Origin of the sequence: Fructobacillus sp. CRL 2054, assembly GCF_028764065.1 — a bacterium.
Taxonomy (GTDB): Bacteria; Bacillota; Bacilli; order Lactobacillales; family Lactobacillaceae; genus Fructobacillus.
In genome coordinates, this window is sequence record NZ_JACOFN010000016.1 from 15,249 (window position 1) to 27,594 (window position 12,346).

At 45.6% G+C, this 12,346-nt stretch carries 8 protein-coding genes; 7 read left to right on the plus strand and 1 reads right to left on the minus strand.

Annotation, left to right across the window (positions count from 1 at the left end):
* Positions 1-123: 123 nt before the first annotated feature.
* The 5 genes from H7198_RS06755 (at position 124) to H7198_RS06775 (ending at position 6,604) form a co-directional block, all read left to right on the plus strand.
* Positions 124-2,553 (plus strand): exonuclease domain-containing protein, encoded by a 2,430-nt coding sequence (locus H7198_RS06755; RefSeq protein WP_274458981.1) that lies wholly within the window; start codon positions 124-126, stop codon positions 2,551-2,553.
* Between the two features lie 179 nt (positions 2,554-2,732).
* Positions 2,733-3,257: a hypothetical protein gene (locus tag H7198_RS06760; protein WP_274458982.1), complete on the plus strand. Its 525-nt coding sequence runs from the start codon at positions 2,733-2,735 to the stop codon at positions 3,255-3,257.
* A 12-nt stretch (positions 3,258-3,269) separates the two neighbouring features.
* Positions 3,270-4,454, plus strand: coding sequence for an aminotransferase class I/II-fold pyridoxal phosphate-dependent enzyme (locus tag H7198_RS06765; protein ID WP_274458983.1), 1,185 nt, complete (start codon positions 3,270-3,272; stop codon positions 4,452-4,454).
* A gap of 61 nt (positions 4,455-4,515) precedes the next feature.
* Complete coding sequence (gene asnS / locus H7198_RS06770; RefSeq protein ID WP_274458984.1) at positions 4,516-5,826, plus strand: asparagine--tRNA ligase; 1,311 nt, start codon at positions 4,516-4,518, stop codon at positions 5,824-5,826.
* Between the two features lie 61 nt (positions 5,827-5,887).
* Complete coding sequence (locus H7198_RS06775) at positions 5,888-6,604, plus strand: DnaD domain protein (RefSeq protein WP_274458985.1); 717 nt, start codon at positions 5,888-5,890, stop codon at positions 6,602-6,604.
* 31 nt (positions 6,605-6,635) lie between these two features.
* Here the strand turns inward: H7198_RS06775 and H7198_RS06780 are convergent, their stop codons facing one another.
* Positions 6,636-6,935, minus strand: a complete 300-nt coding sequence (locus tag H7198_RS06780; protein ID WP_274458986.1) for a hypothetical protein — start codon at positions 6,933-6,935, stop codon at positions 6,636-6,638.
* Positions 6,936-6,961: 26 nt separating this feature from the next.
* On the opposite strand from H7198_RS06780, the gene H7198_RS06785 reads away from it, so the two are divergent.
* Together H7198_RS06785 and H7198_RS06790 are read left to right on the plus strand one after the other, a co-directional pair.
* Complete coding sequence (locus H7198_RS06785; protein ID WP_274458987.1) at positions 6,962-8,098, plus strand: THUMP domain-containing class I SAM-dependent RNA methyltransferase; 1,137 nt, start codon at positions 6,962-6,964, stop codon at positions 8,096-8,098.
* 293 nt (positions 8,099-8,391) lie between these two features.
* Positions 8,392-12,234 (plus strand): DUF1542 domain-containing protein, encoded by a 3,843-nt coding sequence (locus tag H7198_RS06790; RefSeq protein WP_274458988.1) that lies wholly within the window; start codon positions 8,392-8,394, stop codon positions 12,232-12,234.
* The last annotated feature ends 112 nt before the right edge of the window (positions 12,235-12,346 follow it).

Sequence of the window (12,346 nt, forward strand, 5' to 3'; positions counted from 1 at the left end):
GCACAGGTCTAAGTAGTGTAAAATGGCATCGAACGGTCCTTTTCATCTTAATTAGAAGATTTCGGATTAATTTCGTAATATCTAATTGATATAAAGGCCTAACGAGTATTGAAAGGAGTCCTGATGAAAGAATCAGCCGCCTTTGTTATCGTTGATTTGGAGACAACCTCACCATCCGTTGAAAACGGTGGCCGCATTATCCAAATCGGGATGACTTTTGTTAAAAATAAAAAAATCGTGGAGCACTTTGATTCCTTTGTGAACCCTGCTCAGCCAATCGATAAAAAGATTCAGCAGTTGACCCATATCTCGCCAGCTGATGTAAAGGATGCCCCATTCTTTGAGGAATTGGCGCCATCCTTACAGGCACTTTTGCAGGGACAGGTCTTTGTGGCTCACAACGTGAACTTTGATTTGCCATACTTGAACGCTGAGTTTGCCCGCGTCGGCTTGCCAGAGCTCGACCTGCAGGCCATTGATACGGTTCAATTGGCCCAGATTCTTTTCCCAACGGCGCCGGGTTACCGGCTATCTGATTTGACCCACTATCTGGATCTGCCATTGACGCAGGCTCACCGGGCCAACGCTGATGCCGAAGCGACGGCCTATTTGATGTTAGCCATATGGCAGAAGGCCCAGGCCTTACCAGAAAAGACAAAGCGAACGCTCTTGTCAGTTGACTGGAACCTGCTCCGCCAGAGCCAGGACTTCTTGAAGATGGCTTCGAAGTCCAAGGGGACCTTTGAAGGGGCAATGGTCAACCAGCGGGTACAGGAAATGGTTGAGAAGCGGAAAGAAACGCAACACCGTTTCCGCATGCTTGACCATAAGAAACCAGCTGAAAAGTTAGCAGCTTATCCAGTATCGATTTCTGATAAAGTCGCTGCGCTCGGGTCTGACCTCGAAATTGATAAGCAGCGCAACGAGGTCATGAACAGTGTGAAGGCCTTCATCGATAGTTCCAAGCACGAAGTGGCAGTTTGGCAAACGAGCCCACAGTTGAAGAAGACGGTTTCTTACTTGTTGCCGCTTTTCTATACGAAACGTCGTAAAACGAACTGGTTATTAACGGACGATTTATCCTTAATTGTTCACCAAAAGGACCTGCTGAAGAAAATGGCAGAACGTCTGCCAAATCAAAGCCTATGCTTTGTTTCCTTGTATCAACCATCGGGCTACCTCGATGATAGTAAGTTCCGCTCGGCTATTAAGCGGGCTCGTGAAAAGGGTGGGGCCTTTTGGCAGGCACAGATTTTGGTTTGGTTGTCCGAAACGCCAACGGCTGCCTTTGCGGAACTACCACGTGGGATTCGTTCCCATCCTGATTTATCAGAAGTTGCGGCCGACGAGCAATCCGAAGTCTTCCAGAACGCCTTTGCGGCGGCGAAGGGAGCAGACGTTGTACTCGCAACCTACGATACCTTCTTTTCATGGGGACGTGAGTTAACAGCCGCCCAAGAAAGGAAGGAAAAGCCATCCGTTATTTTGGAAAAGCCAGTCGGAATAAAAGAGGCCATTCAGGATAGCATCGGATTGACTTTGCCACTTGGCTTTTACCAAGACCAGGTGGCACGCTTAGCTGATCAGGCTGCCCAGTTACCTGCAAAGGGACGGGGTGTTTGGCAGGTTAACCTGCATAATTGGTCGGTGGCCTGCCAAAAGATTGATCAGAATTTGACTGAAAAGGATGCTTTGAAGGCGGCCAAGGCCATCTTGGACCGCTTGATTGCCATTTCTGAGTTAGCAAATAAAACGAAGCTGTACACGAAACTGTTAGTAACGACTCTGAAAGAGCAACGTTCGAAATTAACTTGGCTAGCTGCGCACCAGGAAATTATCGATCAAACCTACTGGACGATTGATGATGAACGTGGCCAGCAGAACCTGACTTTTGCTGTCAAAGAAGACGTCTTTTACCAGAAGTACTTTTTGAAGCAGGTCAGCAAGCTGCTTGCTATCTCGTCCTTCTATCCCGAAAGTTTGAAAACTTTCTTAGAGTCAGTGCCACGGGGCATTGCTCAGCCAGAAATTGGCGAAAAGGTGAAGCGAGCCGAACGTAATTTGAAGTTGAAGACGGTCTTGTCGGCTGAACGAAACGAAGACAAGCAGATTCAAGCAGCCTTTGAAGCGGGACGGAAGCACTTGCTTTTCGTTGCCGAGGATTTCAATTCTGTTAAGCACTGGTACTACAAGTTGTCTAATAAGTATGGCGATGACTACATGGTTTATGGTCAGGACTTGTCGGCTCCCTTGAAAAAGGCTGCCTGGCAGGCCTCTGGCGAGGATCAATCCATCCTGGTTGTGACACCGGATTACCTGAAGGACCTATTTGAACAGAGTCTTCCTTTGCCTGAAGTTGCGGTTTTGCCACGGGCAAACCGCTGGTTGGAGATGGAAGATTTACGTTTGTTAGTCGTGGCTTTGCAGAAGAATTCAAATTCACTATTGTTAGCTTCGCTTAGTCAAAAGCAAGTACAAGCGGTGAAGGATGATTTGCAAATCTTAAATCCAGGTCGACGACTCGTTAAAGTTGGTCTGTTGAAAGTAAAATAATCGATTGAAAAAGACAGTGAAAACTGTCTTTTTTCTTTTGTGGTTGTTGGGTTGAAAAGATTTTTATTAAAAAAGAAAAAGACTGGGGGACTTTTGCAGAAAGAGTCGTGAAATTCGTTCTGTATGGGGATGATTTTTGCTATAATATTTAACAGTAGAGCAAATTTTGTGAGGTTACCATGGAAAGACATGACAACTTAATGGTCAATATGGCCCGGCCAAAGAGATTTTCCTGGTCGAAGTTCATCGCCATTTTAGTGACGATTGCGGTCTTAATCTTTGCAGCCTTTGCATTTTATGCTTATATGGCTTTGCGCCCAATGGCCAAGGCCGAGAGTAATGTCCAAACGGTCGTTTCACAAAGAACCAGTTTGACGGATTTACATGATATGACGGTTGATTACCGCGATGGGGCAACATACGCTGTTCTTGGTTCTGAAAAGGGCAAGAGCAAGGTCGCCATTATTCACGGTAAGAAGGGAAAGGTTCAAGTCTTTGATTACGGTAATGGGATTTCAAAGGCGGAGTTAAAGCAAAAACTTCAGACTGACTACCATCCTAAGAAGGTTTATTCCGCTAACCTATCTGAGTACCAAGGTGCCTTAGTTTGGGAAATCTCATACCAGGCCAAGGATGGTAGCTTGAACTATTTGACCATGGATTATAAGAACGGTTCAATTTACCGTGCTGTAAACGGAATTTAAGGGGAGCGTTCGATGTTAAAAGAAAGTGAATTTTCAACCCTAGCCCAGTCTGTTCATCCATCTGCGACCTTAGCCGTTTCCAAAAAGGCGAAGGCCATGACGGCGGCTGGTGAAGACGTGATTAACTTGGGAATGGGTGAACCGGACTTCAAGACGCCGGAATCCATCGCACAGGCGGCGATTGCAGCCATTGAAACGGGGAAGACTTCGTTTTATACGCCGGTTTCTGGGACCCTTTCCCTGCGACAAGGCATCGTTGACCTGGCGAAGAAGTTAACCGGGCAGGAGCTATCCGTTAACCAGGTCGTTGTGACGACTGGTGCTAAGATGGCTTTGTACGCGATGGTGCAGGCTTTGGTCAATCCTGGTGACTTGGTCGTTTCGGCTAAGCCTTACTGGGTCTCATACGCCGAACAGGTCAACATGGCCGGGGCAGACTTTGTAGCTGTCGGCGATGAGATGCAAGGCAAGTTACGGGTGTCTGATTTGGACGCCTTGGACCGGTTGCCTAAGCTGATTATGGTGAACAACCCAACGAACCCCTCTGGTATTTTATACAGTAGAGAGGAAATCTTGGGCTTGCTAAACTGGGCCGAAGAACACAATGTTTTTATCATGATTGACGAGATTTACGGTCGCTTAGTTTATAACGGTGCGACTTTTACATCTGCCATGAAGTTGAAGACCTTGGCTGATTCCAAAGTCATTGTCGTGGATGGGGTTTCCAAGTCCTACTCCATGACCGGCTGGCGAATTGGCTGGGCTTTGGCCGATGAGAGCGTGGTTGCCAATATGAGCAAGCTCTTGGGGCACATGACTTCTGGGCCAACGGCAGCGGCTCAGACTGCGGCTGAAGCGGCGGTCACGGAGAGCCAGGAAGTGGTCGAGGGGATGCGGAAGACTTTTGAAGACCGGTTGAACGCGACCTATTCTTTGATTGAGAAAATTGATGGTTTGACGCTGGCCGTAAAGCCAGAAGGCGCCTTCTACTTCTTTATCAAGGTGGATCAAGACGTCTTGGACCGCATGCAAATCTCGTCGACGCTGGAATTTGCAGACAAGCTTTTAGATGCCGAAAAAGTCGCGCTACCAGCCGGCGAAGGGTTCGGGATGCCAGGCTACTTGCGTTTGTCCTATGCTCAGGATCAGGCAACGCTGAACGAAGCCTTGAAGCGAATTGAACGCTTCATCAAATAATCGATAATCTGGCCGTTAGGCCGTACATAATAGAAGGAGGAGGGGCTTGCCCCACAATAGTATGACAGAGCAAACGATTCCGATGATTCAAATTAAGGACGCAGCCAAGTACGTTGGCCAACGCGTAAAGATTGGCGCATGGTTGCGTCACAAGCGTGGTTCTGGAAAGATGGCTTTCTTGCAGTTGCGCGATGGTTCTGGATTCTTCCAGGGTGTTGTTGCCAAGGCTGATGTTCCTGAAGAAGTTTTTGAAACTGCTAAGGAATTGAAGCAGGAAACATCCATGTACGTTTATGGTGTCATCCATGAAGACGCCCGTTCAGACTTTGGTTACGAAATTAAGATTGATCAAATCGACGTCATTGGTGAATCACACGATTACCCAATTACGCCAAAGGAACACGGAACGGAATTTTTGTTTGACGAACGTCACTTGTACCTTCGCCACATCAAGCCATACGCTACTTTGAAGATTCGTAACACCATCATCGCGGCGACCTACGAATTCTTTAACAAGGAAGGCTTCATCAAGTTGGATGCGCCTCTCTTGACCGGTTCTGCTCCTGAAGGAACCACTGAATTGTTTGAAACGGATTACTTTGGACAAGACGCCTACTTGTCACAGACTGGTCAGCTTTACGCTGAAGCAGGGGCCATGGCCTTCTCACGTGTCTTCACGTTTGGACCAGCCTTCCGTGCCGAAAAGTCAAAGACTCGTCGTCACTTGAACGAATTCTGGATGATTGAACCAGAAATGGCCTTCTTCCACCAAGAACAATCTTTGGAATTGCAAGAACGCTACGTTGCCTTCTTGATTACAAAGGTTTTGGAAGAAAACGACCAAGAGTTGGACATGTTGAAGCGTGATAAGGAATTGTTGAAGTCATACACGCAATTGCCATTCCCACGTATCTCATACGATGATGCCATCAAGTTGTTGCAAGACAACGACTTTGATGTTGAATGGGGTGTTGACTTCGGTTCACCTGAAGAAACCTTCTTGGCCAACCACTTCTCAAAGCCCGTCTTCGTTGTGAACTTCCCTAAGGCAATCAAGGCCTTCTACATGAAGCGCCATCCTGAACGTGAAGACGTCGTGATTTCTGCCGATTTGTTGGCCCCAGAAGGCTACGGTGAAATCATCGGTGGATCAGAACGTGACACGGATTACGATTACTTGAAGGAACGTATTGTCAACGACGGCTTGGGTGTTGAAGAGTACCAGTGGTACTTGGACTTGCGTAAGTACGGTTCAGTTCCTCACTCAGGATTCGGTCTTGGTTTGGAACGTATGGTGACTTTCGTAACGGGTGAAGAACACATCCGTGAGGCCATCCCATTCCCACGTACAATGAACCGTCTACGCCCTTAATGAACAGAGTAAAAGCGTCCAAGTTTGTCTTGGGCGCTTTTCTACGAAAATGAGGTTTGATATGGAAGAGAGTGTTAAAGCCTTAATTAACGCAGGTCAGACGACTGTTTATAACTATTTGTTGAGCCATTACCGAGATATCGGCATGGATAACGACGATTTGGTCATTTATTTGCAAATTTCCCGCTTGCAAAAGCAGGGTGATCAAGCTAGCTTAGCCGCTTTGGCAGCGACAATGAAAGTCACGGAGCAGGCATTGACGGAGCGCATCAAGCGCTTTGTTCAGCTCGATTTGATGACGGTCCAAAATCTTGGTAACCGGCAGGAGTACTTTGATTTTACTCCGCTCTTTGATAAGCTCTTAGCCGGTCAGCGAGTAAACCAGGATAACCCGGTTGTCTCTGCCGGCGAGCAGAGTCGGCGTCAAGTGGTTCGAGTTTTGCAGGGGGAGTTTGGTCGTCAGCTGTCACCAATGGAATTGCAGACCATCAACCAGTGGTTCGATGTCGAGCACTTCGATCCCAACATGATGATTTTGGCCATCCAAGAAGCGATTGCCAACAACGCTCGTTCACTACGTTACATCGAGACCATCTTGATTAACTGGAAGAAGTCGAATTTGACTTCACCCCAGGCGGTGCAACTGGCAAAGGAGCGCCGTCGTGGCGTTACTTACGATGCAAGTAAGTCAGCGGGGGGTCAAGGACGGCAATCACCTGGTCAGCAGACAGCAAAAAAGCAGCCAACGGTGCCAATCTTTAAGTTGGATGACTTATAAGATTGGAGTGGGCTGCTTCGGCCTGTTTTGATTATTTGATGACAATTTTACCGTCATGGTCCTGGTGGAAGCCAAGAACTGGACGTGCTTGATTATCAATCAAACAGTAAAAACTGGCTTTATCACCAACTTGTGATAGCCTGGTTTGGACCTGTTCGAGTGAAAGTGGCCGACCGTTTGGGCTAAGCACCAATGCGACTTTGCTATCGTCGCCAAGAAAGCGCAGGGAAGTGATTGCCTGGATGTTATCTCGATTATCGTCTACCTGTCCGTAGAGCGGTGTCTTGCGGTCGATGTAAGTTGTCAGTGAGAAAAAGTCAAAAACGTTCATAATAAGTTTTATTATAAAGGAAAATAATGGAAAAGAAATATACAATCATGGTCACCGTAGCGGCTGGTTTAGAATCAGTCGTTGGCCAAGAGTTAAAGGACATGGGCTATGACGTTCGCGTCGATAACTACCGCGTCTTCTTCGAAGGAACACAGGCCGACATCATGCGCGCTAACCTTTGGTTACGCACGGCCGATCGTGTCAAAATTGTGATTGGCTCCTTTGAAGCCAAGACCTTCGAGGAACTCTTCCAGGGAATTAAGGCACTGCCTGTTGAAGATTACCTGAACTACGATTCTGAGTTCCCAGTGGCCGGTCGTTCACATAAGTCGATTTTGCAGTCAGTTCCTGACGTGCAGTCAATTACGAAGAAGGCCATTGTACAGAAGTTGCAAGAGGCCTACCACGTCCGCACACGTTTGCCTGAAAACGGCTTCTTCGCACAGTTGGAAGTAATGATTTCAAAGGACCAGGTTATGCTGACTTTGGATACGACTGGACCTTCCTTGTTCAAACGTGGCTACCGTGTCGAAAAGGGGGCGGCTCCTTTGAAGGAAAACTTTGCGGCAGCGTTGATCTTGTTGACGAACTGGCGTAAGGACTTACCTTTTGTCGACCCAACTTGTGGGTCAGGGACAATTGCGATTGAAGCAGCCTTGATTGGCCGTAATTTGGCGCCTGGTTTGACCCGATCTTTTGACATCGAAAAGATGGATTGGTTTGACCATGAACTTTCTGATACGATTCGTGATGAGGCCGAAGATAAGGCTGACTACGATTCAGAATTGGATATTCACGGTTACGATATCGACCCACGCATGGTGAAGATCGCCAAGGAAAACGCCAAGCACGCTGGGTTGTCACAGGATATTACCTTTGAAACCTTGGACTTGGCAGATTGGCATCCAGTAACTGAACAGGGTGTTTTGGTTGCTAACCCTCCATATGGAGAACGTTTGGGTGAATTGGATGCTGCCGAAGCCTTGTACAAGACAATGGGTGAGCTCTACAAGCCTTTGACGCACTGGTCCAAGTACATTTTGACCTCTGATTTGTCATTTGAAAAAGTCTATGGTCAAAAGGCAACGAAGAAGCGTAAGCTTTATAACGGTCAGCTCCGAGTGGACTATTTCCAGTACTGGGCGAAGCCAATTAAAAAATAATTTTAAAATAAATTGGTATAGTGAATTTTTTACGAATTTTCTTTACTTTTTAAAAAGACTGCTGCGGCAGTCTTTTTTATTTTTTATTTAGGATTGCCGTTTGATTTTTATATTTTATTTATTTTAAATAATCCAATTAATTCGACTTTTTGATATAAATAAAGATATTATACATTTTATACCAATATAATCTTTTAATTATTTAAATTAATTTTCACTAATTTTATTTTTTGGATATTCTCGGATATACTTTCGGTAAGACGTCGAAAAGAAAAATAAAAGGATGAACGTAAATGATTAAGAAAAATAATTTAATGACAATCGCGCAATCCAAGCGAACTTGGTTAATTGCGTCCACCGTTTTTGTTTCAACTGGTATTGCTGAGATTGATGCTCGTCATCGTGTAACAGCGGCTGCTGATGATTTAAGTATTAGCCAGCCAGTTAAAAGCCAAAACGAGCAATTTTCACCTACAAAGACTGCTGATGGAAAGAATCAAGTGGAAAATAAGGCTTCTTCTGTTGTTTCGGAGCCGAAGAATCAGCAAGTTTCAGATGCAGTAGCGAGTACAGCATCGGCTAGTGTTGATTCCTTAGCGGTAAGAGCAGGTGAACAAGATAAGCAGCCTAGTCAGGTTGCAACACTGGATGGTGAGGCAAAGAATAGTCAAAAACCAGCCAAGGTGCTGCCATTGGATGGCGATAACAATCAGCCAACTAGTGATGATGTGGCGAAAGTTTTGACGGATGCCCACCAGGCTGATCAAACGCCGTTACCACAATCTGATATTCCATTGACCGATGAAGATAAGGCGCATTTGGCTGACGTCGCCCGGCAGATTTTAGACACGGTGAAGGATGATTTGGCTAAGAAGCCTTATTCAACAAATCCAAATAATGATCCTCTGAAGCCATTGTATGAAATGACAAAGACGAGTTCTTATGAAGAATTGGTAAATGTTTTGGGCGGGTTCTTACCTAACTTGGCCTATCCAGGTGAGGGACAGTTAGATTACAACCAAGAGTACGTTAAGAAGCCTGGTGAGATGAAGTTTGATGTGCCATCCTATTCATTCTTTGGCTATGGTGGTAAGGAAAACGATTACTCAAACGTTTCTTACATGCGCTTAATTACCGATGAGACTTTGGTACGAGATGTCGCTGACCGGATTCTTTCAATCATGGGAACCCCTTACAAGGGAACGAAGACAAACTATACACCTGAAAATAATTCATTGAGTTTCTCTGGTGGATTCCCATTCTATGCGGTGATTCAGTCAACGAACGGTTCCTTACTTAACCCAACCTATTACTTGGGTCAGTTGAGCCGTACGCTCGAAGCAATTACGAATTTACTGACTTTTGGTGCCATCGACACTACTGTGAATCAAAGTTACGATAGTGGTCAGTATGGTATTTACTTGCGTCTAGAAGTACCTGAGGGAACCGACCCAAACACTGTTATTCAGGCGATGAACTTGGATAAGTCGAAGTTTGGTGCGCAAATAGACTTCAACGTGAACTTGTCTGTTGATGAAATCTTAAACCGAATTCCTGGAATTCGCGATATTATCTCCTCTTCAGCGGGTATTCCAATTTCTGGATATGCCGGTTCCGTGATTGATTTGTTAATGGGTTCTGTATTGGACAAGATTAACGAAGAATACGGTACGAACTTGAAGACGAAGGGAGTGGATAGTCCTTTCTACCCAATCACGCTTTATCCAAAGGACATCAAGACGAATTTGAAGGAAGACCCTCGTGGTATGTACCTACTCGTTCGAGGGGATAACTTGGATAAGTTTGACTCGCTCTTCTTGCAAGCAAAGATTATGCTGACAAAATTCTTCATGAACGCCCTTTCATGGGGTGGAAATATTGTTGGTGGTGCCTATGGTTACTTGAATTTCGATTTGAACCGTTACCAGGGAAACATGTCTTCAGAAGAAATGGCAGCTGCATACGGAAAGGATTCCGCTAATTCAAAGGCCATGGCTGGCTACGCTGATGATAGTCCCAACAAGGTCTTGACGAAGGGACAGATTCCACCTAATCCAGATGGCCGTTTATCATTATCAATGAACGCGCTTGATGCCAACAGCATGCTATCAGAAAAGAAGGAGAAGTACGCGAACGGTAATCTTGGAAAAGACATTGTTATTGATCGCAATAAGATTCATGATAACCCTCAGTTAACAGGGGACCTTAATACTTGGCGTGCCTATATTTCACTTTTTGATAACCAGGGCGAATATAATACAAAGAATATTGATTCTTCTAAGGCCGAGTGGACAGAAGTTGATGGCGTGAAGCAGGTCCTTCCTGGTTCTGACATCGACCATCGAACAGTTGAATTGAAGCCTGGTGAAGATTTCTATGCAGAACGTGACCGTTTTGACCGTGTGATTGATTACTTTACAGGGGATGTTCTCCTTGATGAGAATGGTTTCCATGAAACGGACGCCGTGAAGTCTTTGAAACTAGTGAAGTCTGTTGATCCAGAGGGAAAGAAGACGAGTGCCGATGACTTTGCCATCTACGATCGTCCATTTACCGTTTACTATAACGGTGAAATGACACTGGCTGATGGTCGACGGATCGCCCTGCGACCAACTAAGATGACAGTGATTCAACACGCTGTCGCAACACGTTCTGCTGAAGATGGTGTTGATTTGAACCGTAAGCGGACGATTGCCTATAACCATATTAAGGAACAGGCGGACTTTATTAAGCTAACGGTGCAAGATTTGACGCCGAAGGTAGCCGATGAAAAGGTTGTTGATTTCATTCATCGGATTGACGATGTGTTGGTATCAGCTAACCAGGCCCTAGAAAAGGCTCAAAGTGAAGAAGACGTCTTTGTCGCACAGGATGCTGCTGTTAAGAACATGCAGGAAATTCAAAAGTCTGTGATTACTCGTCAAGATTTGGACGCTGCGATGCGCCGAGCAGCCCGTCAGCAAGGTGACCAACAGATTAACGACACGGCCTATAGTTATCGTTTGATGATTACCGATGCCAAGGACTTAGATGATAAGCAAAAAGATGACTATGTCAAAGCCATTCAAGATATTCAAGATGAAACCCTGAAGAATTTGTCTGGTATCTATCTTCATGCTGAAGAAGAAAGTGCTAAGCAGAGCCTTCAAGATTATTTGAACCAAATTGGTCAAGAAACGAACCAAGGATTGAATAAGATTCGTAACCTCTACCTTTCTCAAGAAGAAAAGGATAAGGCGATTACTGAATTGAAGGATGCGGCTGATGACCGTTTGGCTGAGTTTAAGAAGGTTGACTTCGTTGACCCTGAAAGTTTGGCTGAGCAGAGCGCGAAGGTTCACGCCCTTGTGAGTGACTATACGCATTCAATTGATGAAAGTAAGACTTATGATCAGTTGGTTGCGGTGAAGGAAGAAGGAATCACTGCTATTAAGAACGTTGCGTTGCCGGTACGTAATAATGATTATGATGAGGCAACGGCGGCTGATAAGGCTGCGGCAAAGCAGACTTTAGCTAATGCCCTACAGTTGAAGAAGGAAAAGTTTGCTGCCATTGAGCACGTGGATAAAGATTCATTGAACCGACAGGATGCTCGCTTGGAGGCGGTCGCTGACGTCGCTAATCAGTCAATTGACTCTGCCAAGACAAAGGGAGAAGTCAAGTCCGCCTTGAGATATGGACTCGCTACCCTGGATACAGTGGCTGAACCTGAATTAGAATTGGCATACCAACCAATCTCAGATATTGACCGTCAAAACGCCCGTGATGCGATTGATTCTTCGGCTAAGAACCGTTTGAATGCCATGAAGAAGATTGAACACGTGGATGCGAAGTCTCTCAAGGAACAAAGCAATCTTTTGGAGATGATTGTGAACGATGCGATGGCAGAAATTAATGCTGCGCAAAACAAACAGGCTCTTCGCGACGCATTGACAAACGGCCTTTCTAAGATTGAAAGTCTCGCTGACCCTAAGAAGGAAGCGCCATACCAAAAGCCAACGGTTGCTGATCGTGAAGAAGCCAAGAAGGCTATGAAGCAAGCGGGTGAAGATAAGAAGCGTTTCTTTGAAGAAATCGATGGGGTTGACCCTGATAGCCTAAAGGAAACGGAACAAAGCGTTGTGCTCGTATGCTGATAAAATGGACAGATTTTATGCATCGTCCACTGTATAATTATCCCAAGACTAAAAAGGAAATCAGCACATGACTAAAAGGCCACGTTACTCACAGGAATTCAAAGATGCCATT

Coding starts and splice junctions, on each gene's coding strand:
- asnS (WP_274458984.1), top strand. CDS start 4,516: ATGACAGAGCAAACGATTCCGATGATTCAAATTAAGGACGCAGCCAAG.
- H7198_RS06785 (WP_274458987.1), top strand. CDS start 6,962: ATGGAAAAGAAATATACAATCATGGTCACCGTAGCGGCTGGTTTAGAA.
- H7198_RS06775 (WP_274458985.1), top strand. CDS start 5,888: ATGGAAGAGAGTGTTAAAGCCTTAATTAACGCAGGTCAGACGACTGTT.
- H7198_RS06765 (WP_274458983.1), top strand. CDS start 3,270: ATGTTAAAAGAAAGTGAATTTTCAACCCTAGCCCAGTCTGTTCATCCA.
- H7198_RS06790 (WP_274458988.1), top strand. CDS start 8,392: ATGATTAAGAAAAATAATTTAATGACAATCGCGCAATCCAAGCGAACT.
- H7198_RS06755 (WP_274458981.1), top strand. CDS start 124: ATGAAAGAATCAGCCGCCTTTGTTATCGTTGATTTGGAGACAACCTCA.
- H7198_RS06780 (WP_274458986.1), bottom strand. CDS start 6,935: ATGAACGTTTTTGACTTTTTCTCACTGACAACTTACATCGACCGCAAG.
- H7198_RS06760 (WP_274458982.1), top strand. CDS start 2,733: ATGGAAAGACATGACAACTTAATGGTCAATATGGCCCGGCCAAAGAGA.